Genomic DNA, 25,101 nt, shown 5'->3' with positions numbered 1-25,101 from the left:
TGGGCGCAAAAGCGCGCGCTTGGCCGAGGGGCAGGGCGGCGGCGAGGCGATGCCTAGATCGTTGGAGCGGTGTCCTTGATCAGCGTGCAGCCGGCGATCTTCCAGCTGCCGTCGGGTTGCTGCTCGAAGCGGTAGACGGCGATCCAGTTGCTGCCGTCCGGACCGGTGACATAGACCTTCTGCAACAGGCCGATCGGGCTGTCGGCGATCTCGCCATAGGCGACGCTGCGCGGCCGGTAGATCGGCGGATAGGCCTGGCGCACCATGCCGAGGAAGATGTCGGGCGACGGGAACAGGCGCTGGATGCCGGGCGCGGCATAGCCATAGGCTGCGACGCCGTCGTCGCGCTGGAAGGCGTCGAGCTGGCCCTGCACGATCTGCTTGAGCGCGCCCCGCTCGGCGGCGCTCGGCTCGGCGGCGGGCGCCATGCCGGGGAAGAGGGCCGCGAGCAGCAGGCCGGTCGCGAGGATGAAGCGGATCATGGCGGAACTCCTCTCCGGGCCGTGAGCGACGGCCCTTTCGGTTCCAACTAGCTACGCCGGCCCGCGCGGCAAGGTTTCGCGACGCGATGGCGGATCGGCCGCGCCGGCGCGGCCCCACATTGCGGGGAGGGGATCAGACCTGTTATCCCGGGCTCACGTCACGCCCTGCCGGAGGCCCCCGATGCGAGCTCTTTTCGTCCAGATCAAATGCCATCTCGGCCGCGCCTATGAGGTGGCCAACGCCATCGCGGATGCCGAGATCGCCTCGGAGATCTATTCGACCGCCGGCGAGTTCGACCTGCTCGTCAAGTTCTACCTGCCGGACGATGCCGATCCCGGCCATTTCGTCACCGAATCGGTGCAGCGCTTCGACGGCATTCGCGACACCCGTACGATCATGACCTTCCGGGCCTTCTAGTCGCCCGCTGTACCATTTCTATCGCAAGGGCCGGTTGATCTATCGTCGCTTGCGCGGCAGTGAGGCAATCCCCGTGAATCGGCGGCCCGCCCGCTTGATCATGACGGGTTTGCCACCGAGAGATGAAGTATCCGGCGGCTTGCACGCCGAAAGTGCCGAGACGTGGAGATTGCTGGTGGACTCGACCTCGAATGCTGCGGAACCCGTCGTGCAGACCCCGAAGCATCCGGCCTTGCGGCGCACGCTGCTGATCGCCGGACCGGTCGCCGCCATCGGAATCGGCCTCTGGCTCTATCTCTCCGGCGGTCAGTTCGTCTCCGAGGACGATTCGTATGTCGGCACGTCGAATGTCGCGATCACGCCGCAGGTGACGGGCCAGGTGATCAAGGTCGGCGTGATGCCGAACCAGATCGTCAACGAGGGCGATCTCCTGTTCGAGATCGATCCCCAGCCGTTCCAGATCGCGCTCGATCAGGCGCGCGCCGAGCTCGAGCAGGCGACCGAGAAGCTGCAGGGCCTGGTGCTGACCTATCGCCAGCAGCAGGCGAGCGTCGTCCAGGCGACCGCCGACCTCACCTTCGCGCAGCAGGAATTCGATCGCGTCAACGCGCTGGTGAAGGATAGCGTCGAGACGCGCGCCGCCTTCGATCAGGCGCAGAAGAACCTGCGCGTCGCCCAGCAGGCGAAGCTGGCGGCCGAATCCGGCGCCGCCGCGACGCTCGCCGAACTCGGCGGCAACATCGACAAGCCGCTGGAGCAGCACGCCGTCTATCTCGCCGCCAAGGCCCAGGTCGAGCTGGCCGAGCGCAATGTCCGCCTGACGCGGATCCTGGCACCGTTCGCCGGCACCGTCACGCAGGTCGAGAACGTCCAGCCCGGCAGCTTCCTGTCGACCGGCCAGACGGCCTTCAGCCTGATCGGCGCCGACAGCTGGGTCGACGCCAACATCAAGGAAACCGATCTCACGCACATCAAGATCGGCGATCCCGCGACGGTCGTGCTCGATTCCTATCCTGACGTGACGCTGCACGCGGTGGTCCAGAGCATCTCGCCGGCCAGCGGCTCGGTCTTCGCCCTCCTGCCGGCCCAGAATGCTTCCGGCAACTGGGTCAAGGTGGTGCAGCGCATGCCGGTGCGGCTGCGGATCTCCAATCCGGAGCCTGAGGTCGTCATGCGCGACGGCGCCAGCGCGACCGTTTCCATCAACACCGGCTATCACCGCACGCTCGAGACGCTCTGGAGCGATCTCAAGGGCATGGTGGGGATCGACTGATGTCGGACATCGCCGCGACGCCGGTGAGCGGTTCGAGGCGCGCTGCCGTCACGGCCTGCGTCATGATCGCGACGCTGATGCAGGCGCTGGATTCGACCATCGCCAACGTGGCGCTGCCCTACATGCAGGGCAGCCTCGCGACGACCAGCACGCAGGTCAACTGGGTGCTGACCTCCTATATCGTCGCCGCGGCGATCCTGACGCCGGCGACCGGCTGGCTCGAGGCGCGCTTTGGCCGGCGCCAGCTCTTCATCGTCTGCGTCACCGGCTTCGTCGTCGCGTCGATGCTGTGCGGCACGGCGACCAGCATCGAGCAGATGGTGATCTATCGGCTGATCCAGGGCGCCTTCGGCGCGCCGGTGGTGCCGCTGTCGCAGGCCGTCCTGCTCGACAGCTATCCGCTGCGCCAGCGCGGCCAGGCGATGGCGATCTTCGGCCTCGGCGTGATGCTCGGGCCGATCCTCGGCCCCACCCTCGGCGGCTGGCTGACGCAGTATTACGACTGGCGCTGGGTGTTCTACGTCAACGTGCCGCTCGGCATCCTGACGCTGGTGCTCGCCTTCGGCTTCCTCGAAGGGCGGACGGGCTCGGTCAAGGCGCGGCTCGACTGGTTCGGCTTCGCCACGCTCGGCCTCGCCATCGCGGCGCTGCAGTTGTTCCTCGATCGCGGCGAGCAGCTGAACTGGTTCCAGTCGACCGAGATCCAGGTCGAGTTCGCGCTGGCGGTCCTCGGCCTCTATCTCTTCGTCGTCCACACCATGACGGCGCGCCAGCCCTTCCTCGACGGGCGGCTTTTCGCCGACCGCAACTTCGTCATGGGCCAGGTGCTGATCTTCGTCGTCGGCGCCGTGCTGCTGGCGACTTTGTCGCTGCTCTCGCCCTATCTCGAGCGACTGATGGGCTATCCCGTGTTGACGGCGGGCCTCGTGCTGGCGCCGCGCGGCATCGGCACCATGGCGGCGATGCTGCTGGTCGGGCGGCTGATGAGCGTCGTCGACACGAAATACCTGCTTTGGGTCGGCCTCGGCCTGACGGCGGTGGCGCTCTACCAGATGAGCCAGTTCACGCCGGACATCTCGGAGGCGACGATCATCAAGACCGGCCTGATCCAGGGCTTCGGCCTCGGCTTCGTCTTCGTGCCGCTGAGCACCGTTACCTTCGCGACGCTGGACGCCTCGCTCCGCACGCAGGGAACCGGCTTCTACAGCCTGATCCGCAATGTCGGCTCCAGCGTCGGCATCTCGGTCACCACCTTCCTGCTGACGCGCAACACGGCGACCATGCATGCCGATCTCGCCGCGCATGTCTCGCCCTATAGCCGCGCCGTGCAGGAGCTGGGGCCGGTGCTGGCGCTCGACACGCTGGGCGGCAAGGCGAGCGTCAACGAGCTGATCGACGTGCAGGCGACGACCATCGCCTATGCCGACAATTTCCTGCTGATGATGTACATCACCATCCTGATCATGCCGCTCGTCTTCCTGCTCAAGAACACGCGGCCGTTGCGCGCCGCGCCATCGTCGCCCTAGGGAGCCGAAACTCCCTCGGGATGCCACAATTCTCCGGATGCTCGCCCCATCAACAGACCGGATTCGCAGCGAGACGACATGATGAAGAAGCTGAGCCTGATCGCGACCGCCCTGACGCTGGCCCTGCCGGCCGCCGGCCACGCCCAGGGCAAGACCCCGCCGCCGCCGCCCGTGATGGTGAGCGCCGGCAAGTGCTCCAAGCTGGTCGTCTCCGGCAAGGACGTCACCAAGCAGTGCAAGAACGAGGTGGCGAGCGCGCCGCTGCCGGGCGGCGTGGTGATGTTCATCTTCACCCAGGGCAAGCAGCTCGTCGGCTTCACCGGTGACGTGACCAAGATGGCGGGCGACAAGAAGACCGGCGTTGCCGGCGTGCCGGTGACGGAAGTCAGCGTCCGCGCGCCGGGCAAGGAGCCGAAGGTCATTCAGGTGAAGGACGGCCTCTGCAAGTTCAGCGATCCCTATTCGGGCAAGCCGTCCGTCGTCACCTGCAGCGCCGAGACCGCGCAGGGCACCTTCACCGGCTGGTTCAAGTCGAACGGCAAGCCGCCCAGGGCGCAGTAGTCAGCGAGGCGGGAATCAGCCGCGCGGCGCGAACAGGATGATCGCCGCGCCGCCCAGGCAGACGAGGGCACCGGCGACATCGAAGCGGTCGGGCCGGACGCCCTCGGCGAGCCAGAGCCAGACCAGCGACAGCATGATGTAGATGCCGCCATAGGCGGCATAGGCGCGTCCGGCCGCCGCGGTCGGCACCAGCGTCAAAAGGGCCGCGAACAGCACCAGCGACAGCGTGCCCGGCAGCAGCCACCAAGCCGAGCGGCCGAGCCGCAGCCAGGCCCAGAAGGCGAAGCAGCCGGCGATCTCGGCCAGCGCGGCGGCGACGTAGAGGGCGATCGTGGTCATGAAGCGGGTTCCGTCGCAGGAGCGCTGCCGGCGCGCCGCGAAGGTCGGAACATCAGGGGAGTGGTGAGCCCGTCGGGATTCGAACCCGAGACCCCATGATTAAAAGTCACGTGCTCTACCGGCTGAGCTACGGGCTCGTCGAGGCGTCGCCTCGAATTGGGGCGGAACCTAGTCGCCGCGCGGGGGCGGGTCAAGACGTTGGCGCGACCCGTCCGGAGAATGGTCCACGGTTTTATCCGGCCGGAGCCCCTCATGGACCGATTCCTGCGAGAAACCGATCCCGATTGGGGTTATGACGCGGCCACAATCCTCGGCTAGTATCGGCCGATGTTCCCATCCAAGAAGAAAACGAAGGCGTCAACATGCGCATCGCGATGATCGGTTCTGGTTATGTCGGGCTCGTGTCCGGCGCTTGTCTCGCTGATTTCGGCCATGACGTCACCTGCATCGACAAGGATGCGGCGAAGATCGACGCGCTGAAGCGCAACCAGATCCCGATCTACGAGCCTGGCCTCGAGGAGCTGGTCGCGAGCAACGTCCGCGCCGGGCGCCTTTCCTTTACCACCGAGCTGGCCGAGCCGGTCGCCGCCGCCGACGTCGTGTTCATCGCCGTCGGCACACCGTCGCGGCGCGGCGATGGCCATGCCGATCTCTCCTATGTCTATGCCGCGGCGCGCGAAATCGCCCAGGCGGCGCGCGGCTTCACCGTCGTGGTCACCAAGTCGACCGTGCCGGTCGGCACCGGCGACGAGGTCGAGCGCGTCATCCGAGAGGCCAATCCGGACGCCGACGTCGCCGTCGTCTCCAATCCGGAGTTCCTGCGCGAGGGCGCTGCGATCGACGACTTCAAGCGACCCGACCGCATCGTCGTCGGCCTCGAGGGCGAGCGCGGCAGGGCGGAGATGGCGGAGGTCTACCGGCCGCTCTACCTGAACCAGGCGCCGATCCTGTTCACGTCGCGCCGTTCCTCGGAGCTGATCAAATACGCCGCCAACGCCTTCCTCGCCATGAAGATCACCTTCATCAACGAGATGGCGGATCTGTGCGAGAGCGTCGGCGCCGACGTGCAGGCGGTGTCGCGCGGCATCGGCCTCGACAACCGCATCGGCCCGAAATTCCTGCACGCCGGTCCCGGCTATGGAGGCTCCTGCTTCCCGAAGGATACGCTCGCCCTCGTCAAGACGGCGCAGGACCACGGCACGCCGCTGCGGCTGATCGAGACGACCGTCTCTATCAACGACCAGCGCAAGCGCGCCATGGCGCGCAAGGTGATCCAGGCGAGCGACGGCGACATCCGCGGCAAGAAGGTCGCGGTGCTGGGCCTGACCTTCAAGCCGAACACCGACGACATGCGCGAGGCGCCGTCGCTGTCGATCATCCAGGCGCTGCAGGACGCCGGCGCGACCATCGCGGCCTATGACCCCGAGGGCATGGAGCCCGCGCGCCAGCTGCTCAGCGACGTCACCTACGCCACCGACGCCTATGACGCGGCGACCGACGCCGACGCGCTCGTCATCGTGACGGAGTGGAATACCTTCCGCGCGCTCGACCTGAAGCGGCTGCATGGTGTGATGCGGACGCCGCTGCTGGTCGACCTGCGCAACATCTATCGTCGCGACGACGTGGTGCGCGAGGGATTCCGCTATGTGAGCGTCGGTCGGCCGGGCGATGACGGCTCGTTCCAGCTGGATGTCGCCGCAGAGTAACCGCTGTATCCCGCAACGGGATCACTGGACTTCTTGACGGTTCCCTTCGAGAAGTACTGGTGATTCCGTAGGGGAATTTGCATGATAACCCCGGTTTCTGGATGGAATCGGGGTGGAATGCCAATGCTGTCTGGTCGGGGTGCGAAGGTTCTGGCTGCGGTTTTGCTTGCCGGGGGCTTTGGCCTGCCGCTCGCCGGCTGCTCCGAGGAAAAGCCGGCGCCGCTGCCTCCGCGGGTCGTGCACACGGTCGTGGTCGACCCCAAGCCGCTGAAGCTCGAAGGGCAGGGCAGCGGCACGGTCGAGGCGCGCTATATCAACAATATCGGCTTCCTGGTCAGCGGGCGGCTGCTGAGCCGCAATGTCGACATCGGCAATTCGGTGAAGGAAGGCGACATCCTCGCCACCATCGATCCGGTCGACTACGAATCGAAGCTGACTTCGGCCCAGTCCGGCGTGAACAACGCGCAGGCCGCGCTCGACCAGGCGAGCGGCGAGGAAAGCCGCTTCAAGCAGCTGCTCGCGAACGGGTTCACCTCGCAGGCGCGCTACGACCAGGCGCTGAAGGACCTGCAGGCGGCGCGGGCAGGCCTGATGGGGGCGCAGGCCGACCTGAAGCTGGCCAAGGATCAGCTGGCCTACACGACGCTGAACGCCCCCACGGACGGCGTGGTCACCCAGGTTGGCGCCAATGTCGGTCAGGTTGTTCAGGCGGGCGAGATGGTCGTGCAGCTGTCGAGCTTCGACGCGCGCGACGGCGTCTTCTCCATCTCGGTCCTCAACATCGCGCTCGCCAGGGTGGGCATGAACGTCAAGGTCTGGCTGCAGGCGAAGCCTGACGTCCAGACCACCGGCCAGGTGCGCGAGATCGCGCCGAACGCGGATCCGATCACCGGCACCTACACGGTGAAGGTGACGCTGGACAATCCGCCGCCGGAAATGTTCATCGGCGCGGTCGTGGTCGGCGAGGTCAATTTCCAGGGCGACATCGTCGTCACTCTGCCGGCGACCGCCATCCTGCAGACCGGCGACAGTCCGGCGGTGTGGATCGTTTCCGAGCCCGACAGCACGGTCAAGAAGGTGCCGGTGACGATCGGCCAGTATGACGCCAAGACCGTGACGGTGAAGGGCGGCCTCGAGACCGGGGAACGGGTCGTCGTCGCGGGGGTCAATTCGCTCGCCGAAGGTCAGAAGGTCGCCATCGAGCAGGCCGGGGCGAAGTGATGGGTGGCGTCAATCTCTCGGAATGGGCGATCAACCACAAGACGCTCGTCACCTTCTTCATGGTGCTCTGCCTGCTGGCGGGCGTGAAGTCCTACATGAGCCTCGGACGCGAGGAGGATCCCGACTTCGCCGTCCAGACCATGCTGGTGCAGGTCAACTGGCCCGGCGCGACGACCGAAGACACGATCGCCCAGATCACCGAGCGGCTCGAGAAGAAGCTGCGCGAGACGCCGAACATCGACTACATCAATTCCTATACGACGCCCGGCCAGGCGGTCATCTATGTGAATCTGCTGCAGTCGACCCCGCCGGAACAGATCCCGTTCATCTGGTACGAGGTGCGCAAGAAGGTCTACGACATCCGGCAGAACTTCCCGCAGGGCATCCAGGGGCCGTTCTTCAACGACGAGTTCGGCGACGTCTTCGGCGTGGTCTACGGCCTCACCTATGACGGCTTCACGCAACGCCAGGTGCGCGATTTCGCCGAGCAGGCGAAGGTGGCCTTCCAGAACGGCAGCGACGTCGCCAAGGTGACGATGTTCGGCCAGCAGGACCAGACATTCTACCTGTCCTTCGCGCCGCAGAAGCTCGCCGCCCTCGGCCTCAGCCTGAACAGCGTTCTGGAATCCGTCGCCGACCAGAACGCGCTGGTGCCGTCCGGCGTGGTTAACACGCAGGACGAAAACATCCTCGTCAACGTCACCGGCGGCTTTCTCACCAAGGAGAGCCTGGAAGCGGTCAATCTCTTCATCAACGACCGCTTCTTCAAGCTGACGACGATCGCGACGGTCGAGGAGGGCTATGTCGATCCGCCGACCAAGATGTTCCGCGTCAACGGCAAGCCGGCGATCGGGCTCGGCATGTCGATGAAATCTGGCGGCAACAACCTGGAATTCGGCGAGGGACTGGCCAGGATCGCGGCGCAACTGCAGCAGGAATTTCCGATCGGCATCGACGTGGTGCTCGTCTCGGATCAGCCCCAGGTCGTCAAGCATTCCATCGCCGGCTTCACCGATGCGCTGCTCGAGGCGCTGATCATCGTGCTCGCGGTCAGCTTCCTCAGCCTCGGCCTGCGCGCCGGCCTCGTCGTCGCCCTGTCGATCCCGCTCGTTCTCTCGATCGTCTTCATCGGCATGGAGCTTGCCGGGATCAGCCTGCAGCGCATCTCGCTCGGCGCGCTGATCATCGCGCTCGGGCTTCTGGTCGATGACGCCATGATCACCATCGAGATGATGATCTCGAAGATCGAGGAAGGCTACGCGAAGGCGAAGGCGGCGACCTTCGCCTATGTCACGACGGCGTTTCCGATGCTGACCGGCACGCTGGTCACGATCCTCGGCTTCTTCCCGATCGGCTTCGCCGAGAGCAATACCGGCCAGTACTGCTTCTCGCTGTTCGCCGTCATCGCGATGGCGCTGACCTCGTCCTGGTTCGTGGCCGTCGTCTTCGCCCCGGTCATCGGCGTCGCGGTGCTGCCCGACAAGATCGTCAAGAAGCACAAGGAAGGCGCCCGCGAATATGGCTGGGTGACCACGATCTACAAGCATCTGCTGCTGGCCTGCATGCGGCTGCGATACGTCACCATCGCCGTTGCGGTCGGCCTGCTGGTGCTGGCGCTCTATGGCCAGCAATTCGTGCAGCGGCAGTTCTTCCCGTCGTCCGACCGGCCGGAGCTGCTCGTGACGGTCAACATGCCGACATCATCCTCGATCTTCGCCACCGAGGCCGTCATCACCCGCATCCAGACCCTGCTTGACGGCGACCCCGACGTCGAGCGCTACTCGAACTACATCGGTGGCGGCGCGATCCGCTTCTATCTGCCGCTCGCCGTGCTGAGCGACAATCCCTTCGTCGGCCAGTTCGTCATTGTCAACAAGGGGCTGGAGGAGCGCGAGCGGGTCAAGGCGAAGCTGGTGGCGGCCTTGCCGACGACGGCGCCGGAGGCGACCACCTTCGTGCAGGACCTGGAGCTTGGACCGCCGGTCGGCTGGCCGATCCAGTACCGCGTCACCGGCCGCACGCCGGACGAGGCGCGCAAGTTCGCGGACGAGCTCGTCGCCGTGATGAACGCGTCCGGCCTGGCGCGCGACATCAACTTCGACTGGAGCGTCAAGAACAAGACGCTGCGGATCGTTGTTGACCAGGACGCCGCCCGGCGGGTCGGGCTGAGCTCCAAGACCATGTCGCAGGCGCTGCAGACGGTCCTCTCCGGCACCACCATCACGCAGCTCCGCGACTCGATCTACCTGATCGACGTGGTGGCGCGCGCCGATGACGGCACCCGCGCCTCGCTCGACGGCGTGCGCAACCTGCAGATCAGCCTGCCCAGCGGTCATTCCGTGCCGCTGCGCGAGGTCGCCTCGATCGACTATGTGCTCGACGAGGGCTATGTCGGCCTACGCGACGGCGTGCCGACCATGACCGTGCAGGCCAACATGATGCCCGGATTGCAGGCGGCGACCGTGTATCAGCGGCTGCAGCCGGAAGTCGACAAGATCCGCGGTTCGCTTCCGTTCGGCGCGGCGATCGTCGATGGCGGCACGGTCGAGAAGAGCGCGCAGAGCAACGCCGCGCTGATGGCGCAGGTGCCGATCATGGTCGGCATGATGCTGATCGTGCTGATGGTGCAGCTCCAGAGCGTGTCGCGGCTGCTGATGGTGATCAGCGTCGCGCCGCTCGGCCTGATCGGCGTGGTGGCGGCGCTGCTGCTCACTGACACGCCGATGGGCTTCGTCGCGACGCTCGGCATCATCGCGCTGGCCGGCATGATCATCCGCAACTCGGTGATCCTGATCGACCAGATCGAGCACACGCGCAAGGGGGGCGAGGACGCCTGGGAGGCGGTGATCGAGGCGGCGCAGCACCGCTTCCGGCCGATCATGCTGACCGCCTCGGCGGCGATCCTCGGCATGATCCCGATCATGAGCGACGTGTTCTGGGGGCCGATGGCCTATGCCATCGTCGGCGGCCTGGCCGGCGCGACGCTGCTGACGCTTCTGTTCCTGCCGGCGCTCTATGTCGCCTGCTTCCGCATCCGAGAGCCGGCCTCGCGCGACCCCGGCTCCGCGCGGCCGAGCGAGGCGGAGGCGGTTCCGGCCGGCTGATCGCGAGCTTGTGCCCTTGAAGGCAAGGGGCGCAGGGGGGATAAGGAGGCCCAAGCATCAGCAGGTAGGGACAAGATGGACGTTCTGGAACTTCTCGGCGGGCTGCACAACGCCCTGCAGCCGGGCGCGACGGCCGGCGACACGGAAACCTGGCGCGAAACCTTCGCCGTCATCCGCCGCGAGGTCGAGGTCGACCCCGCCATGGACAAGTATGATCGCGAGACGCTGGAGGTGATCGCCGCCAAGCTCGACGTGCTCATCGCCGAGCTGGAGGCGGGCAAGGCGGAACCCGACTTCAAGCCGGCGCGCACCTGGGTCGCGGCGCTCGGCACGGCGATTCACCGTCGCCGCAGCTGAGGGCAGGGGCTCGGGAACTCTCGGAATATCTGCACATTGGGCAAAGGGTGAATTGCCTTGGCCCGCTTCCCCGCTACTGTGGGAATCATGAAGAGCGTCCGCATCCTCTCCTACAACGTCCACGCCTGCGTCGGCATCGACAAGCAGATGTCGCCAGAGCGCATCGCCAATGTGATTGAACGCTGCGAGCCGGACATTGTCGCGTTGCAGGAAATCGACGTCGGCCGCCCGCGCAGCGGCCGCATCGACCAGGCGCGCATGCTGGCCGACCTGCTCGGCATGGACGTGCATTTCCACCCGTCGACCCGGATCGGTCCGGACGAGCATTATGGCGACGCCATCCTGACGGCGCTGCCCTACTCGATGCGCAAGACGGGGGTGCTGCCGGGCTTCCACGACCGCATCAAGGTGGAGCCGCGGGGCGCGCTCTGGGCCTCGGTCGATGTCGGAGGCGGCGTCGCCGTGCAGGTGGTCAACACCCATCTCGGCGTCTGGCCGCACGAGCAGATGCTGCAGCTCTCGACGCTGCTGGGGCCCGACTGGCTCGGCCATCCCGACTGCCGTGATCCGGTTGTCTTCCTCGGCGACTTCAACGCGCCGCCGGGACTGGCGCCCTATCGCCGGCTCGCCTCCGAATTCGTCGATGTGCAGAAGGCCTGGGGCGAGCGCAAGGCCAAGCCGACCTTCCCGGGCCGTCTGCCGGCGCTGCGGATCGACCATGTCTGGCTGCGGGGCCAGGCGCGGATCCACAATGTCGAGGTGGTCCGGACGCCGCTCGCCCGCGTCGCCTCCGACCATCTGCCGCTGGTTGTCGACCTCGATTTCGGCGCGCACGCGGCGACGGGCGCCCACAAGACGGAACGCGTCGGGGCGAGGGATACCGGCATGTTGACAAATGGCTAACGCGCCGGCGCGCCGTTAACCCTTGCTGTTGTCCCTGCGGGCGCTCTGGCGCAGCCACCGCCGGCGGGCCGCCAGCTGCGACTCGACGGCATCCTCGCTCCGGAGGCCCGACACGCGCAGGCAGCAGAGATCGGCGACGAGGTCGTCGAAGCGCGAAAGTTCGGATCGATTCATGCGCGAGAGCATCATCGCTCCCGCCGCAAAGCTCGACCCGAAATCGAGCGTGCGCGTGCCGAGGGACGGCTTGGCAACCGACTTACCCATTGGAACACCTCCCCGCGGCTCGATGCGCTCTGGAGTAACAGGGGTTACCGGGCGCAGTTCCTTAGCCGAGGACCTTGACGGCCGCATCTTAAATCAGATTTCGATCTTGTGAAGAATCAACTCTTGATTCGGATCGAGAATTTTCTATTTCGATCCCCGAATCATCCTCAGGGCAGACGCAGGATCCGGCAGGCCGCGCCTGCGGGCGCGGCTTCGGCATGCGGCGGCCGCACGATCAGGCAGATCGCCTGCGCGAAGGTCGACAGCATCGAGCTGTCCTGGCGCGGCAGCGGCGTCGCGATCCGCCGCCCATTGGGGAGATCGACGAGGCTGGCGCGGACATAGTCCTGGCGGCGGTCGTTCTCGCGCAGGGGCCCGCCCAGTTCCGCCGCTTCGGTCTCGTCGACCAGCTCCAGCCCGAGCAGGGAACGGAGTAGCGGCTTCAGGAAGAGCAGGGCACAGACGAGGCTCGACACCGGATTGCCCGGCAGGCCGAGCACTCGCATCGCGCCGATGCGGCCGAACATCAGGGGCTTTCCGGGCCGCATGGCGATCTTCCAGAAATCCAGCGCCATGCCGCGGGAGATCAGAACCTCGCGCGCGATGTCGTGCTCTCCGACCGAGGCGCCGCCGAGCGTCACCAGCACGTCGACCTCCGCCGCGACGGCGCGATCGATCGCGGCGGCGAGCGCGTCGCGGGCGTCTGGCACGATGCCGAGATCGATGGCCTGGCCGCCCAGCTGCTCGACCAGCGCGGCGACGCCAAAGCTGTTCGATGCGACGATCTGGTTGGGGCCGAGCGCGGACCCGGGCGGGACCAGTTCGTCACCGGTCGCGATGATGGCGACGCGCGGCCGCGCCCGCACCGGGACCGAGGCATGGTTCAACGCCGCGGCGAGCGAGAGCTGCCGCATGCCGAGAGTCATGCCGGCGGCCAGGAGTGCCTGCCCCTCGACGAAATCCAGCCCGCGCAGCCGCACATGCTGGCCCGGCTTCACCGCCTCCGTGGCGGCGATCAGGCCATCCGGCTCGACACGCGCATCCTCCTGCAGCAGGACGGAATCCGTGCCCTCCGGCAGTGGCGCGCCGGTAAAGATGCGCACCGTCTCGCCGGCGCCGACCGAGCCTTCGAAGGCATGGCCGGCCGGCACGGCGCCGATCTGCTTCAGGCGGGCCGGCAGGCGCGCCACGTCGGCGGCGCGGACCGCGTAGCCGTCCATCGCCGAGACGTCGAAAGGCGGCTGCGTGCGCAGCGCGGCGAGTGGCGCCGCCAGCACGCGGTTCAGGGCGCCCGCCAGCAGCACCATTTCCGAGGTGGTCGGTCGCACGTCCTCGACGATGCGACGGATGGCGTCCCCGACCGGGAGCAGCGTGTCCGCCATCAGTCGACCTTCCAGTCGCCGGAGCGGCCGCCGGTCTTTTCGAGGAGGCGGATATCGCCGATCGTCATGCCGCGATCGACGGCCTTTGCCATGTCGTAGATGGTCAGGCAGGCGACCGAGACGGCCGTCAGCGCTTCCATCTCGACGCCGGTGCGTTCCGCCACCTTGGTGGTCGCGCGGATCCGCAGGCCCGGCAGGGCGGTGTCGAATTCGATGTCGATGGTCACTTTGGACAGCATGATCGGATGGCAGAGCGGGATCAGCTCATGCGTCTTCTTGGCTGCCATGATGCCGGCGATGCGCGCGGTCGCCACGACGTCGCCCTTGGCGGCGCTGCCCGTCCGGATCAGCTCGAGCGTCGCCGCCTTCATGGTCACGGTGCCCTCGGCGACGGCCGTCCGCGTGGTGATGTCCTTTGCGGAGACATCGACCATGTGCGCGGAGCCGGTCTCGTCGAGATGGGTGAGGCGAGGGGACATCAGGAAATCTCCTTGCGCATGAACACGCGCCGTTCGACCGGAAGGCCCGAGAGCCGCTCGGCCGCATGCAGCAGATGAAAGGCCGGCGTCCAGTCGTCGGGCAAGACCTCGACGAAGCCGAGCCTCTCATAATAGGGCCGATTCCACGGGACATCGCGGAAAGTCGCGAGCGTCAGGGATGGCGCTCCCCGTTCGCGCGCTTCCTCGGCGATCGCCGCAATCAACCGTTTGCCGATGCCGCGTCCGCCCCAGGCGGTGGCAACCGACAGCTCGTAGACATGGAAGGCCTCGTCCAGCCTGCCGGCCAGCAGGAAACCGACCGGACGATCCGCTTCGTCGACCGCGCAGAGCGCGATGCCATGCTTGGAGATCGCGGCAAGGAAGGCCTCGCTGGTCGGTTCGTTGTCGGCGATCTCCGCGAGCCCGACCGAGCGAAAGCGTTCGCCGGCGTCACGCTCGACGGCGCGTAGCTGTTCGGCTTCATCCGGTCGTACGAATCGAATCCCGACCTCCATGGTCAGGCGACGACGCGACCCAGAAGATGCGCGGTCGCGGCCGCGACGTCTTCCTGCCGCATCAGGCTCTCGCCGACAAGATAAGTGTCGATCCGAACGTCGCGCAGGCGAGCGATGTCGGCCGGCGTGAAGATGCCGCTCTCTCCCACCAGAATGCGATCCGCCGGCACCATCGGAGCCAGGCGTTCGGACGTTTCCAGCGAGACCTCGAAGGTGCGCAGGTTACGGTTGTTGATGCCGACGAGCGGGGACTTGAGCTTCAGCGCGCGCTCCAGCTCTGCCTCGTCATGCACCTCGATCAGGACGTCCATGCCCAGCTCGAGCGCGACACCCTCAAGCGACACCGCGACCTCGTCCGAGACGCCGGCCATGATGATCAGGATACAGTCGGCGCCCCAGGCGCGCGCCTCGTAGACCTGGTAGTCCTCATAGAGGAAGTCCTTGCGCAGCGCCGGCAGATCGACGGCCTCGCGGGCGGCGACCAGGTAGTCGGGCGAGCCCTGGAAATAGGGCGTGTCCGTCAAGACGGAGAGGCAGGCGGCGCCGCCGGCCTTGTAGGCGCGGGCGAGCGCCGGCGGATCGAAATCCGGACGGATCAGGCCCTTGGAGGGGCTGGCCTTCTTGATTTCGGCGATGAGCGCCGGTTCGCCGGCGGCCAGCTTGCGGCGGATCGCATCCGCGAAGCCACGCGCGGGCGCCGCGTCGCGCGCGCGGGCCATGATTTCGGCCGGTGGCACGTGGATCTTGGCGGCGGCGATCTCCTCGCGCTTGGTCGCTTCGATCTTCTTCAGGATATCGGTCATCGGTCTACCCGTTCGTGATCGCGACGAGGCGATCGAGCCGTTCATGCGCGCGGCCCTCGTCGATCGAGGCGGCGGCGAGCGCGACGCCTTCCACGAGCGACGCCGCCTTGCCGGCGACGATCAGCGCCGCGCCGGCATTGAGCAGCACGGTATCGCGATAGGCGCCCTCGGCGCCCTCGAGCAGGGCGCGGAGCGCATTGGCGTTGAATTCGGCGTCGCCGCCGCGGATTGCCTCGACCGGCGAGATCGGCACGCCGACCGAGCCGGGCTCGATGGTGAAGGTCTCGACAGTGCCATTCTTCAGCGCCGCCACCTTGGTCGGGCCGGCCGTGGTGATCTCGTCGACGCCGCCGGCGCCGTGCACGATCCAGGCTTGCTCGGAACCGAGCGTCGCCAGCACATGCGCCAGGGGCTCGAGCCATTCTTCCGAATAGACGCCGATCAGCTGGCGCTTGACGCCGCCGGGATTGGCAAGCGGGCCGAGGATATTGAAGATCGTGCGCGTGCCCAGTTCGACTCGTGCCGGGCCGACATGCTTCATCGCCGAGTGGTGGGCCGGCGCGAACATGAAGCCGATGCCAGCCTCGCGGATGGCGCGGCCGATGGTCTCCGGCGGAATATCGACGTTGACGCCGAGCGCCATCAGCACGTCGGCGGCGCCCGATTTCGACGACACGGCTCGGTTGCCGTGCTTGGCGACGGGCACGCCCGCGCCGGCCACGACGAAGGCCGAGGCGGTCGAGATATTGTAGGTATGCGCACCGTCGCCGCCGGTGCCGACGATGTCGATGGCGTCGGCCGGAGCGTCGACCGGCGTCATCTTCGCGCGCATCGTCGCCACGGCGCCGGCGATCTCGTCGACGGTCTCACCGCGGACGCGCAGGCCCATCAGGAAGCCGCCGATCTGGGCCGGCGTCGCCGACCCGGACATGATCACGTCGAAGGCGGCCTCCGCTTCGGCGCGGTTCAGTGCCTTGCCGGAGGCGACCTTGGCGATGTGGAATTTCAGGTCGTTCATGCTGCTTGCCTCATGCGACCGAACGGGGAACGCGGTTGGCCGCGTTCCACTCGGCCGCGAGATCGAGGAAGTTCTTCAGCATGAGATGGCCATGCTCCGAGGCGATGCTCTCGGGATGGAACTGCACGCCGTGCATCGGATAGGTCTTGTGCATGGCGCCCATGACCACGCCATCCTCAGATTCAGCGGTGATCTCGAGCGTGGCCGGCATGGTCTCGCGCTTCACGGTCAGCGAGTGGTAGCGCGTTGCCTTGAACGGGCCGTTGATGCCCCGGAACACGCTCTTGCCGGTATGGTGGATGGTCGAGATCTTGCCGTGCATCTGGCTCGGCGCCCGAATCACGTCGCCGCCCATGGCCTGGCCGATGGCCTGGTGGCCGAGGCAGACGCCGAAGATCGGGATGGTCGCGCCGACGCGCTCGATCAGGTCCAGGCAGACGCCGGCTTCATTCGGCGTGCACGGTCCCGGCGACAGCACGATGCCCTCGGGATCGAGTGAAACCACCTCTTCCACGCTGATCTTGTCGTTGCGCTTGATGATCAGCTTGGCACCAAGCTCCCCCAGATAATGGACGAGATTGTAGGTGAAGCTGTCGTAGTTATCGATGACGAGAAAAGTCATGATGCTGCGTCCCTCCGCTTCGTCTACTGCCCGCGTCCAGCCTGAGAAGCGAACTTTACCGCTTCCTCGGCTGCACGGAAGAGCGCACGGGCCTTGGCGATGCACTCCTGATGTTCGCTCTCGGGGACCGAGTCGGCGACGATGCCGGCGCCGGCCTGCGCATACATCTTGCCGTCCTTGACGATCGAGGTACGGAGCACGATGCAGGTGTCCATCGCGCCGTCGGCGGAAAAATAGCCGACGCAGCCGGCATAGATGCCGCGCTTCTCGCCTTCCAGCTCGTCGATGATCTGCATCGCGCGCACCTTCGGGGCGCCCGAGACGGTGCCGGCCGGGAAGCCGGCGGCGAGCGCATCGAGCATGTCGTAGTCGGACGAGAGCCGGCCGATCACGTTCGAGACGATGTGCATCACCTGGCTGTAGTACTCGAGGAAGAACTTGTCGGTGACCTTGACCGTGCCGATCTCGGCGACGCGGCCGACATCATTGCGGCCGAGGTCGAGCAGCATCAGGTGCTCGGCCAGCTCCTTCGGATCGGCGAGCAGCTCGGCGGCGAGCTTCTTGTCCTCTTCCGGCGTGGCGCCCCGGCGACGGGTGCCGGCGATCGGCCGGATGGTCACCTCGCCATCGCGGACGCGGACCAGGATTTCCGGGCTCGAGCCGGCGACCGCGAAGTCGCCGAAATCGAGGAAATACAGGAACGGCGACGGGTTGGTGCGCCGCAGCGCGCGGTAGAGCGCGAAGGGTGGCAGGCTGAACGGCGCCTCGAAGCGCTGCGACAGCACGACCTGGAAGATGTCGCCGGCGGCGATGTATTCCTTCGCCTTGCCGACCATCTCCAGATAGCGGTCATGCGTCGTGTTGGAGACGACCGGCACCGAGAGGTCGATGTCGTCGGGATTGGCGCTCCGGTGGAGGGGGCCTTCCAGGCAGTCGACCGCCGCCGTCAGCCGCTCGACGGCGCGGTTGTAGGCCTGGGCCGCCGTGACGCCCGTGGCCGGGCGGATCGGCGTCACCAGCGTGATCTCGTCCTTGATCGAATCGAAGATGACCATGACGGTCGGGCGCATCATGATGGCGTCCGGCAGGCCGAGCGCATCCGGGTTGGGTGCGCCCAATTCCTCCATCTGCCGCACCATATCGTAGCCGAGATAGCCGAAGATGCCGGCCGACATCGGCGGCAGGCCCTCGGGCAGGTCGATATGCGAGGCGGCGATCACCTGACGCAGCGCGTCGAGCGAGCGGCCCTCGAGCGGCGTGAAGGCATCGGGATCGCGGGCAGGGGTCTCGTTGATTTCGGCGCGATCGCCGAAGGCGCGGAAGATCAGGTCGGGCTCGATTCCGATCATCGAATAGCGGCCGCGCACGGCGCCGCCTTCGACGGATTCGAGCAGGAAGGTCTTGGCGCGTCCGGCCGAGAGCTTCAGCATGGCGGAGACTGGCGTCTCCAGATCTGCGACCATTCGTGTCCAGACGACCTGCGCGCGGCCCTCATCATAAGCAGGCGCAATCGTCTCCAGCGACGGCTCGATCAGCATGGTTCAGTCCATCAGGTTGGGGAGGCTCCCGGAGCCTCGATATGGTGGCGCGACGCAGTCGCGGCTATGGCGTGTCCATCGTCTTCCCGGCAGGGCCGGATGCGATGGTCAACGCCATCGCCAGGTCTGTGTGCGCCGCCAGCATGCCGCCCGCTGCCCATTTCCCGTGGACGGCCACCAACCGGCCCCACGCGGGGCCGGCGTGCCGTCGAAGGCGACGAGGCCGACGCGCTTGGTGCGCGACGAGCCCTCTCGCGGATCGGGTGTATGGCGTGGCGACATGACTTCCAACCAACCCTCAGATAGCGCCGATGATCTGCTGCATCGCGGTCTGGTTGACCGTGGCGCCGAGCTGGCGCTGCAGCTCGGAGACATATTGCTGCAGAAGATCGTTCTGCATGGAATCGGCCAGCTGCTGGGTGAGCGGATTGCTGTCCGAGCTCGCAGTGTACGGGGCCTCGACGACCTCCGCCACCTGCAGCACGACCTGCTCGCCATCCTGCGCGCCGGGGGCGACCGCCGCGGAGCCCTTCGGGCCGGCGAAGGCCGCCTTCAGGGCCTCGGTCGACAGGCCGTCGCCAGGCTGCGACGAGCGGGTCTGCTGGGTGCGCGACTGCACGGTCAGGCCCAGCGAAGCGGCGACGTCGTCGAGCGTTTCGCCCTTGCCGAGCCGGTCCTTGGCCTCGTTCGCCTTGGCGACCAGCTTGTCGTCCGCGGTCTGCTTCTTCCAGGCCTCGACGACCTTGTCCTTCACCTCGTCGAGCGGCCGGTCATGCGCCGGGTTGATGTCGACGATCGAGTACCAGACATAGCCGCCGTCCTCGGTCGGGATCGCGGCATTGTCGATGCCGACGTCGCTCTCGAAGGCGTCCTTGAGCAGCTGGGCCTGCGCCGGAATGCCGGCGACGGCGTTGCCCTCGGCATCCTTGCCCTGCTGGTCGACGACGACCTTCTTGACGCTCAGCTTGTTCTTGGTCGCGATCTCGTCGAGCGTGGCGCCACCGGCGCGGGCGTCCTCGATCGAATCGCGCAGCACGTTGATGTCGGCCCGGGCGTTGCCGAGGGCGATCGTCTTCTTCAACTCGTCCTTGACGTCGGCGAACGGCTTGACGGCCTCCGGCACGACGTCGGTGACGCGGACGATGACCGGGCCGAAGCTGCCCTTGACCACGTCGCTAGCGCTGTTCGGCGCGAGGGCGAAGGCGGCCTCCGCGACGGCGGGGTCGATCAGCTTGTCGCGCGTGACGACGCCGAGGTCGACGTCGGACAGCTTCTTGCCGGCGCCTTCCAGCACCGTCTCGAAGGCCTCTCCGGCCTTCAGGCGATCGGACGCCGCCTGGGCCGAGCTCTCGTCGGCGAAGACGATCTGGAAGACGTGGCGCGTCTCGGGCGTCGTGAAACGGGCCTTGTCGGCGTCATACGCCTTCTGCGCGTCCTCGTCGCTGACGTCCTCGGGGCGGGCGACCTCTTCGGGGCCGACCTTCACCAGCGCGATCGTGCGGGCTTCCGGCGCGCGCCAATCGGCCTTGTTGTCATTGTAGTAGGCGGTGAGCTCGTCGGCGTTCGGCGCGGCGATCTCGCCGACCACCGAGGCCGGCAACACGATGTAGCGGATGTCGCGCTGCTCGGTCTGGTACTCGTGCAGCGCCTTGGAGAACGCGTCCGGCGCGGTGGCGCCGCCGGAGATCGATTCGGCGATCTGCTGGCGCTTCTCCTGGGCGCGGCGCTCGACGACATAGGCGTCCTCGGACATGCCGTTGTTGCGCAGCAGCGAGACGAAATAGTTGCGGTCGAAGGTGCCGCCGGGGCCCTTGAAGGCCGGATCCTCGGCGATCTCGCGGATCAGCATGTCCTTCGACACGCCGATGTGGAGGTTCTTCGCCTGGTCGTCGAGGGCCGCCTCGGTGACCAGCCGGCCCAAGACCTGGTTCGGGATGCCGAGCATGCGGGCCTGGTCGGGGGTGATCTGCTGGCCGACGCGCTGGCTCATCGCCTGCAATTCGCGGCGATAGGCGCGATCGAAACTGACCGAGGAAATATCGGTGTTGCCGACGCGCGCGACGGAATGGTTGCCGACTCCGGTGAAGACATCGGCGATGCCCCAGACGGCGAAGCTCAACACGAGCAGTCCGAGTAGAATCTGCGCCACCCAGCCGGTGGCGTATTTGCGCATCGTATTGAGCATCGACGTCCTCTAACGCGCGGGGGCTTCTCCGGCCCCGCATCGGGCGCGCGATCATAGAAAGGACCCTTCGCTGGGGCAAGGCGCACGGCAAGTATGCTGTTTCCGAAGCGCCAAACGGCCGGCCGACCGGCTCGGCCGCTTGACTTGTCGCCGCCGGGCCGGTGCAAAGGGGCTACGAGATTCTCCGCAACCCGATGTCAGGAAGCCCATGTCCAGCACTCACACGTCGCGCCCCAAGCCGCTCGTCGCCGGCAACTGGAAGATGAACGGCCTGAAGGTCTCGGCTGCCGAGCTGGGCCAGATCATCGCCGGCTACGGCGCGGACCTGCGCGACAAGGTCGATCTCGCGATCTGCCCGCCGGCGACGCAGCTGATCCCGTTCGCGGTCGTGGCGCTGGGCAGCCGCGTGGCGATCGGCGGGCAGGATTGCCACGCCAAGGCAAGTGGCGCCCATACGGGCGATCTCTCGGCCGAGATGATTGCCGACACCGGCGCGACGCATGTGATCGTCGGCCACTCCGAGCGCCGGACCGACCATGCTGAAACCGACGCGATGGTCCGCGCCAAGGCCGAGGCGGCGTGGCGGGCCGGGCTGGTGGCGATTCTCTGCATCGGCGAGACGGAGGCGGAGCGCCGCGGCGGCACGACGCTCTCGGTGGTGGATAAGCAGCTGGCCGGATCGGTGCCCGACGCGGCGACGGCCGATAATCTCGTCATCGCCTACGAGCCCGTCTGGGCCATCGGCACGGGCCTGACGCCGTCCAACGCCGATATCGCGGAAGTCCATGCCCACATCCGCCAGCGACTCGTCGCGCGCTTCGGCAAGCCGGGTGAGGGGATGCGCATTCTCTATGGCGGCTCGGTCAAGCCTTCCAATGCCGGCGAAATTCTTCAGATCGCCGATGTCGACGGCGCGCTCGTCGGCGGCGCCAGCCTGAAGGCCGTGGACTTTCTCGGCATCGCGAAGGCCTATGCCTGAACGTCGCGGCCGTCTTGTCATGCGGTCGGCGCTCGCCATATCAGGCCCACGGCACTGGAAACGGTGAAACCGATCGTGTACAAGGCCGCCAGCTTTTATGAATTCTGATCAGAGACATCGATGCAGACAGTCATCATCGTGATCCACCTGATGGTGGTCGTCGCGCTCGTCGCCGTTGTGTTGCTGCAGCGGTCCGAGGGCGGCGCGCTTGGAATTGGTGGCGGCGGCGGGTTCATGTCGGCGCGCGGCTCGGCCAACGTGCTGACGCGGACGACGGCGATCCTGGCGACCATCTTTTTCCTGACGTCGCTGGGCCTCACCCTGCTCACCCGCTACGGCGAGCGGCCGTCCTCGATCCTCGATCAGATCCAGAGCCAGTCGCCCGCGCCGGGCGCTGCGGGTGGCTCGGGTCAGGGTATCCTGGACCAGCTTCCTGCTCGTCAGGCGCCCGCGGCTCCCGCCGCAGGTGAGCCGGCTCCGGCAGGTCAGGCTGCGCCCGCTGGCGAGGCCGCTCCGGCCGCGACGCCCGCGCCCGCCGAGCCGGCGGCGCCCGCGGTTCCCAGCTCGCAGTAGCCGCGTCAAGCCTTTCTCCTTACGCGTCGCCGCGCGGTTCCGTGCGGCGACGTTTTATTTGGAGGAAGGCAAATTGCTGAATGGTGGTCGAGTCGTCAGTCTGTGCGGCGGCTTGATCTTGTCGTAACGAATCGGTCGATCGGAAACTGAGGTAGAGGCCCATGGCGCGGTACATTTTCATCACCGGCGGTGTGGTTTCCTCGCTTGGCAAGGGCATCGCCTCGGCGGCGCTCGGAGCAATGCTCCAGTCGCGAGGCTACAAGGTCCGTCTGAGGAAGCTCGATCCCTATCTGAACGTCGATCCGGGCACGATGAGCCCGTATCAGCACGGCGAGGTGTTCGTCACCGACGACGGCGCCGAGACGGATCTGGACCTCGGTCACTATGAGCGCTTCACCGGGCGCCCGGCTTCGAAGGCCGATTCGGTCACCACCGGCCGGATCTACCAGGAGATCATCGCCAAGGAGCGTCGCGGCGATTATCTCGGCGGCACGGTGCAGGTGATCCCGCATGTGACCGACGCCATCAAGGCGTTCGTGCTTTCCGGCAATGACGACGTCGATTTCGTGCTCTGCGAGATCGGCGGCACCGTCGGCGATATCGAGGCGATGCCGTTCCTCGAGGCGATCCGCCAGATCGGCAACGACCTGCCGCGCGGCCAGGTGGTCTACATTCACCTGACGCTGCTGCCCTATATCCCGAGCGCGGGTGAGCTGAAGACCAAGCCGACCCAGCACTCGGTCAAGGAGCTGCGTTCGATCGGCATTCAGCCCGACATCCTGCTCTGCCGCAGCGACCGTCCGATCCCGAAGGAGGAGCGCCGCAAGCTGTCGCTTTTCTGCAATGTCCACGAAACGGCCGTGATCCAGGCGCTCGACGTCGCGCATATCTACGACGTTCCGACGAGCTATCATGCCGAGGGCCTCGACGACGAGGTGCTGGCGGCATTCGGAATCACCGACTCGGCGCCGCCCGTCCTCGACAAGTGGAAGGCGCTGACCAACAAGCTGCGCAGCCCCGAGGGCGAGGTCACGATCGCCGTCGTCGGCAAGTACACGGGCCTCAAGGACGCCTACAAGTCGCTGATCGAGGCGCTGCAGCACGGCGGCATCGCCAACACGGTCAAGGTCAACATCGACTGGATCGAGAGCGAGATCTTCGAGAAGGAAGATCCGGCGCCGTATCTGGAGCGCGTCAACGGCATCCTCGTGCCGGGCGGCTTCGGCGAGCGTGGCTCGGAAGGCAAGATCAAGGCGGCCGGTTTCGCGCGTCGCCACAACGTGCCCTATTTCGGCATTTGCTTCGGTATGCAGATGGCGGTGATCGAGGCGGCGCGCAGCCTCGCCGGCATCGAGAAGGCGAGCTCGACCGAGTTCGGCCCGACCGAGGAGCCCGTCGTCGGCATCATGACCGAATGGCTGAAGGGCAACATGCTCGAGAAGCGGCATTCGGCCGGCGATCTCGGCGGCACCATGCGGCTCGGCGCCTATGAGGGCCATCTCGCCCCCGGTTCGAAGATCGCCGAGATCTATGGCTCGACGACGATTTCCGAGCGCCATCGCCACCGCTACGAGGTCAACATCGACTATCGCGAGCGGCTGGAGAATTGCGGCCTGATCTTCGCTGGCATGTCGCCCGACGGCGTCCTGCCGGAGACGGTCGAGCTCAAGGACCACCCCTGGTTCATCGGCGTGCAGTATCACCCCGAGCTCAAGTCCCGCCCGCTGGACCCGCATCCGCTGTTCGCGTCGTTCATCGCCGCCGCGATCGAGAAGGCCCGCCTCGTCTGAGGCGCGCGACCGCGCGCTTCGCGTCGCGCGGAGCGCTCCTGGCCGCTTGTCCACAATCCGCCTCAGTCATGCGGAAAGTGCGCTTGTGAGGGTTTCCCACGCGCCTGGGTCGCGCCGCCGCCTGTGACGTTGTAAGGGTCTGGCGACGCGCCCATGGCCTCTAGCTTCGGTGAAAGATGACGACTGTCCCCAATGCGCATGTAACGGCCGGAACGGCGACTTTCGGCAACGACCTGCCGCTGACGCTCATCGCCGGTCCCTGCCAGCTCGAAAGCCGGCAGCATGCCTTCGACATGGCCGGCCGGCTCAAGGAGATGACCGCCGCGCTCGGCATCGGACTTGTCTACAAATCGTCCTTCGACAAGGCCAACCGCACCAGCCTTTCCGGCCAGCGCGGCGCGGGGCTCGACGCGGCACTGCCGATCTTCGCCGATATCAAGAAGGAATTCGGGCTGCCGATCCTGACCGACATCCATGAGCGCGAGCAGTGCGCCGTGGTGGCCGAAGTGGTCGATATCCTCCAGATCCCCGCCTTCCTGTCGCGCCAGACCGATCTTCTGATCGCCGCCGCCGAGACGGGCAGGGTGATCAACGTCAAGAAGGGGCAGTTCCTCGCGCCCTGGGACATGAAGAACGTCCTGGCCAAGCTCGTCGAAAGCGGCAATCCGAACGTGCTTTTGACCGAGCGCGGCGCCTCCTTCGGCTACAACACGCTGGTTTCCGACATGCGCGCGCTGCCGATCATGGCGGCCATGGGCGCGCCGGTGATCTTTGACGCAACGCATTCCGTCCAGCAGCCGGGCGGGCAGGGCACCTCCTCCGGCGGCCAGCGCGAATTCGTCTCGGTCCTTGCCCGCGCGGCGGTCGCCGTCGGCGTGGCGGGCGTCTTCATCGAAACCCATCAGGACCCCGACAACGCACCGTCGGACGGTCCCAACATGATTCAGATCGATCAGCTTCCCGCGCTTCTGGAGCAGCTGGTGGCCTTCGACAAGCTCGCAAAGGCCTGACCGGTCGCGTTCGCGACGGAAGTGACTTGTGGGATGATGTGAAACAATCGCAG

General features: G+C 66.7%; 24 protein-coding genes and 1 tRNA gene. 13 read left to right on the top strand and 12 right to left on the bottom strand.

Annotated elements, in window-relative coordinates; translation table 11 throughout:
• Positions 1–53: 53 nt before the first annotated feature.
• Positions 54–482 carry a DUF4864 domain-containing protein gene (locus G539_RS0103175; protein WP_029073911.1) on the bottom strand — a complete coding sequence of 143 codons (429 nt, stop codon included), beginning with the start codon at positions 480–482 and terminating at the stop codon, positions 54–56.
• A gap of 181 nt (positions 483–663) precedes the next feature.
• Between G539_RS0103175 and G539_RS0103170 the strand changes: the two genes are divergently transcribed.
• The 4 genes from G539_RS0103170 (at position 664) to G539_RS0103155 (ending at position 4,260) form a co-directional block, all read left to right on the top strand.
• A complete protein-coding gene (locus G539_RS0103170; RefSeq protein WP_018184528.1) occupies positions 664–900 on the top strand; it encodes an Lrp/AsnC ligand binding domain-containing protein in 237 nt (78 codons plus the stop codon).
• A 208-nt stretch (positions 901–1,108) separates the two neighbouring features.
• Positions 1,109–2,173, top strand: coding sequence for an HlyD family secretion protein (locus G539_RS0103165; protein WP_425402339.1), 1,065 nt, complete (start codon positions 1,109–1,111; stop codon positions 2,171–2,173).
• Complete coding sequence (locus tag G539_RS0103160) at positions 2,173–3,699, top strand: DHA2 family efflux MFS transporter permease subunit (RefSeq protein ID WP_029073909.1); 1,527 nt, start codon at positions 2,173–2,175, stop codon at positions 3,697–3,699. Before G539_RS0103165 ends, G539_RS0103160 begins: the two co-directional genes overlap by 1 nt.
• Positions 3,700–3,777: 78 nt before the next feature.
• On the top strand, positions 3,778–4,260 hold the full coding sequence (locus G539_RS0103155) for a hypothetical protein (protein ID WP_029073908.1): 483 nt from the start codon (positions 3,778–3,780) through the stop codon (positions 4,258–4,260).
• Between the two features lie 15 nt (positions 4,261–4,275).
• Here the strand turns inward: G539_RS0103155 and G539_RS0103150 are convergent, their stop codons facing one another.
• Together G539_RS0103150 and G539_RS0103145 are read right to left on the bottom strand one after the other, a co-directional pair.
• A complete protein-coding gene (locus G539_RS0103150; protein WP_029073907.1) occupies positions 4,276–4,599 on the bottom strand; it encodes a YnfA family protein in 324 nt (107 codons plus the stop codon).
• Positions 4,600–4,660: 61 nt separating this feature from the next.
• Positions 4,661–4,736 (bottom strand) — tRNA-Lys (locus G539_RS0103145).
• Between the two features lie 225 nt (positions 4,737–4,961).
• Between G539_RS0103145 and G539_RS0103140 the strand changes: the two genes are divergently transcribed.
• The 5 genes from G539_RS0103140 (at position 4,962) to G539_RS0103120 (ending at position 11,890) form a co-directional block, all read left to right on the top strand.
• Positions 4,962–6,305 (top strand): UDP-glucose dehydrogenase family protein, encoded by a 1,344-nt coding sequence (locus G539_RS0103140; RefSeq protein WP_029073906.1) that lies wholly within the window; start codon positions 4,962–4,964, stop codon positions 6,303–6,305.
• 117 nt (positions 6,306–6,422) lie between these two features.
• Entirely contained in the window at positions 6,423–7,526 is a 1,104-nt protein-coding gene (locus G539_RS0103135) for an efflux RND transporter periplasmic adaptor subunit (RefSeq protein ID WP_035829911.1), read from the top strand.
• Entirely contained in the window at positions 7,526–10,630 is a 3,105-nt protein-coding gene (locus G539_RS23530) for an efflux RND transporter permease subunit (protein WP_084639762.1), read from the top strand. The genes G539_RS0103135 and G539_RS23530 overlap by 1 nt, the downstream gene beginning before the upstream one ends.
• Positions 10,631–10,705: 75 nt before the next feature.
• The gene (locus G539_RS0103125; RefSeq protein ID WP_029073904.1) at positions 10,706–10,987 is read left to right on the top strand and encodes a hypothetical protein; all 282 of its coding nucleotides are present in this window, start codon (positions 10,706–10,708) and stop codon (positions 10,985–10,987) included.
• A gap of 87 nt (positions 10,988–11,074) precedes the next feature.
• Positions 11,075–11,890, top strand: a complete 816-nt coding sequence (locus G539_RS0103120; protein ID WP_029073903.1) for an endonuclease/exonuclease/phosphatase family protein — start codon at positions 11,075–11,077, stop codon at positions 11,888–11,890.
• A gap of 15 nt (positions 11,891–11,905) precedes the next feature.
• Here G539_RS0103120 and G539_RS0103115 read toward each other — a convergent pair whose 3' ends face one another.
• The 9 genes from G539_RS0103115 to G539_RS0103070 all read right to left on the bottom strand — a co-directional run bounded on the left by G539_RS0103115 (position 11,906) and on the right by G539_RS0103070 (position 20,696).
• Positions 11,906–12,154 carry a hypothetical protein gene (locus G539_RS0103115; RefSeq protein ID WP_029073902.1) on the bottom strand — a complete coding sequence of 83 codons (249 nt, stop codon included), beginning with the start codon at positions 12,152–12,154 and terminating at the stop codon, positions 11,906–11,908.
• 167 nt (positions 12,155–12,321) lie between these two features.
• Positions 12,322–13,536, bottom strand: a complete 1,215-nt coding sequence (locus G539_RS0103110) for a molybdopterin molybdotransferase MoeA (RefSeq protein ID WP_029073901.1) — start codon at positions 13,534–13,536, stop codon at positions 12,322–12,324.
• Entirely contained in the window at positions 13,536–14,015 is a 480-nt protein-coding gene (moaC, locus tag G539_RS0103105) for a cyclic pyranopterin monophosphate synthase MoaC (protein ID WP_029073900.1), read from the bottom strand. Before moaC ends, G539_RS0103110 begins: the two co-directional genes overlap by 1 nt.
• The gene (locus G539_RS23525; protein WP_051231047.1) at positions 14,015–14,530 is read right to left on the bottom strand and encodes a GNAT family N-acetyltransferase; all 516 of its coding nucleotides are present in this window, start codon (positions 14,528–14,530) and stop codon (positions 14,015–14,017) included. The genes moaC and G539_RS23525 overlap by 1 nt, the downstream gene beginning before the upstream one ends.
• Positions 14,531–14,532: 2 nt before the next feature.
• Positions 14,533–15,333: an indole-3-glycerol phosphate synthase TrpC gene (gene trpC / locus G539_RS0103095; protein WP_029073899.1), complete on the bottom strand. Its 801-nt coding sequence runs from the start codon at positions 15,331–15,333 to the stop codon at positions 14,533–14,535.
• Positions 15,334–15,337: 4 nt separating this feature from the next.
• On the bottom strand, positions 15,338–16,351 hold the full coding sequence (trpD, locus tag G539_RS0103090) for an anthranilate phosphoribosyltransferase (RefSeq protein WP_029073898.1): 1,014 nt from the start codon (positions 16,349–16,351) through the stop codon (positions 15,338–15,340).
• A gap of 10 nt (positions 16,352–16,361) precedes the next feature.
• The gene (locus tag G539_RS0103085; protein WP_029073897.1) at positions 16,362–16,973 is read right to left on the bottom strand and encodes an anthranilate synthase component II; all 612 of its coding nucleotides are present in this window, start codon (positions 16,971–16,973) and stop codon (positions 16,362–16,364) included.
• Between the two features lie 23 nt (positions 16,974–16,996).
• Positions 16,997–18,511 carry an anthranilate synthase component I gene (trpE, locus tag G539_RS0103080; protein WP_029073896.1) on the bottom strand — a complete coding sequence of 505 codons (1,515 nt, stop codon included), beginning with the start codon at positions 18,509–18,511 and terminating at the stop codon, positions 16,997–16,999.
• Positions 18,512–18,809: 298 nt separating this feature from the next.
• Entirely contained in the window at positions 18,810–20,696 is a 1,887-nt protein-coding gene (locus G539_RS0103070; protein WP_029073895.1) for a SurA N-terminal domain-containing protein, read from the bottom strand.
• 208 nt (positions 20,697–20,904) lie between these two features.
• On the opposite strand from G539_RS0103070, the gene tpiA reads away from it, so the two are divergent.
• The 4 genes from tpiA (at position 20,905) to kdsA (ending at position 25,048) form a co-directional block, all read left to right on the top strand.
• Complete coding sequence (tpiA, locus tag G539_RS0103065; RefSeq protein WP_029073894.1) at positions 20,905–21,675, top strand: triose-phosphate isomerase; 771 nt, start codon at positions 20,905–20,907, stop codon at positions 21,673–21,675.
• Between the two features lie 120 nt (positions 21,676–21,795).
• Positions 21,796–22,248, top strand: a complete 453-nt coding sequence (gene secG / locus G539_RS0103060; RefSeq protein ID WP_029073893.1) for a preprotein translocase subunit SecG — start codon at positions 21,796–21,798, stop codon at positions 22,246–22,248.
• Between the two features lie 161 nt (positions 22,249–22,409).
• A complete protein-coding gene (locus tag G539_RS0103055) occupies positions 22,410–24,038 on the top strand; it encodes a CTP synthase (RefSeq protein WP_029073892.1) in 1,629 nt (542 codons plus the stop codon).
• 176 nt (positions 24,039–24,214) lie between these two features.
• Entirely contained in the window at positions 24,215–25,048 is an 834-nt protein-coding gene (gene kdsA, locus G539_RS0103050) for a 3-deoxy-8-phosphooctulonate synthase (RefSeq protein WP_029073891.1), read from the top strand.
• Positions 25,049–25,101 lie beyond the last annotated feature (53 nt).

Source organism: Kaistia adipata DSM 17808, from assembly GCF_000423225.1.
In the GTDB taxonomy this organism is placed as follows: Bacteria; Pseudomonadota; Alphaproteobacteria; order Rhizobiales; family Kaistiaceae; genus Kaistia; species Kaistia adipata.
Note: the sequence above shows the minus strand (reverse complement) of the source record. Positions and strands in the feature narration are given on the sequence as shown.

Coding starts and splice junctions, on each gene's coding strand:
- G539_RS0103175 (WP_029073911.1), bottom strand. CDS start 482: ATGATCCGCTTCATCCTCGCGACCGGCCTGCTGCTCGCGGCCCTCTTC.
- G539_RS0103170 (WP_018184528.1), top strand. CDS start 664: ATGCGAGCTCTTTTCGTCCAGATCAAATGCCATCTCGGCCGCGCCTAT.
- G539_RS0103160 (WP_029073909.1), top strand. CDS start 2,173: ATGTCGGACATCGCCGCGACGCCGGTGAGCGGTTCGAGGCGCGCTGCC.
- G539_RS0103155 (WP_029073908.1), top strand. CDS start 3,778: ATGATGAAGAAGCTGAGCCTGATCGCGACCGCCCTGACGCTGGCCCTG.
- G539_RS0103150 (WP_029073907.1), bottom strand. CDS start 4,599: ATGACCACGATCGCCCTCTACGTCGCCGCCGCGCTGGCCGAGATCGCC.
- G539_RS0103140 (WP_029073906.1), top strand. CDS start 4,962: ATGCGCATCGCGATGATCGGTTCTGGTTATGTCGGGCTCGTGTCCGGC.
- G539_RS0103135 (WP_035829911.1), top strand. CDS start 6,423: ATGCCAATGCTGTCTGGTCGGGGTGCGAAGGTTCTGGCTGCGGTTTTG.
- G539_RS23530 (WP_084639762.1), top strand. CDS start 7,526: ATGGGTGGCGTCAATCTCTCGGAATGGGCGATCAACCACAAGACGCTC.
- G539_RS0103125 (WP_029073904.1), top strand. CDS start 10,706: ATGGACGTTCTGGAACTTCTCGGCGGGCTGCACAACGCCCTGCAGCCG.
- G539_RS0103120 (WP_029073903.1), top strand. CDS start 11,075: ATGAAGAGCGTCCGCATCCTCTCCTACAACGTCCACGCCTGCGTCGGC.
- G539_RS0103115 (WP_029073902.1), bottom strand. CDS start 12,154: ATGGGTAAGTCGGTTGCCAAGCCGTCCCTCGGCACGCGCACGCTCGAT.
- G539_RS0103110 (WP_029073901.1), bottom strand. CDS start 13,536: ATGGCGGACACGCTGCTCCCGGTCGGGGACGCCATCCGTCGCATCGTC.
- moaC (WP_029073900.1), bottom strand. CDS start 14,015: ATGTCCCCTCGCCTCACCCATCTCGACGAGACCGGCTCCGCGCACATG.
- G539_RS23525 (WP_051231047.1), bottom strand. CDS start 14,530: ATGGAGGTCGGGATTCGATTCGTACGACCGGATGAAGCCGAACAGCTA.
- trpC (WP_029073899.1), bottom strand. CDS start 15,333: ATGACCGATATCCTGAAGAAGATCGAAGCGACCAAGCGCGAGGAGATC.
- trpD (WP_029073898.1), bottom strand. CDS start 16,351: ATGAACGACCTGAAATTCCACATCGCCAAGGTCGCCTCCGGCAAGGCA.
- G539_RS0103085 (WP_029073897.1), bottom strand. CDS start 16,973: ATGACTTTTCTCGTCATCGATAACTACGACAGCTTCACCTACAATCTC.
- trpE (WP_029073896.1), bottom strand. CDS start 18,511: ATGCTGATCGAGCCGTCGCTGGAGACGATTGCGCCTGCTTATGATGAG.
- G539_RS0103070 (WP_029073895.1), bottom strand. CDS start 20,696: ATGCTCAATACGATGCGCAAATACGCCACCGGCTGGGTGGCGCAGATT.
- tpiA (WP_029073894.1), top strand. CDS start 20,905: ATGTCCAGCACTCACACGTCGCGCCCCAAGCCGCTCGTCGCCGGCAAC.
- secG (WP_029073893.1), top strand. CDS start 21,796: ATGCAGACAGTCATCATCGTGATCCACCTGATGGTGGTCGTCGCGCTC.
- G539_RS0103055 (WP_029073892.1), top strand. CDS start 22,410: ATGGCGCGGTACATTTTCATCACCGGCGGTGTGGTTTCCTCGCTTGGC.
- kdsA (WP_029073891.1), top strand. CDS start 24,215: ATGACGACTGTCCCCAATGCGCATGTAACGGCCGGAACGGCGACTTTC.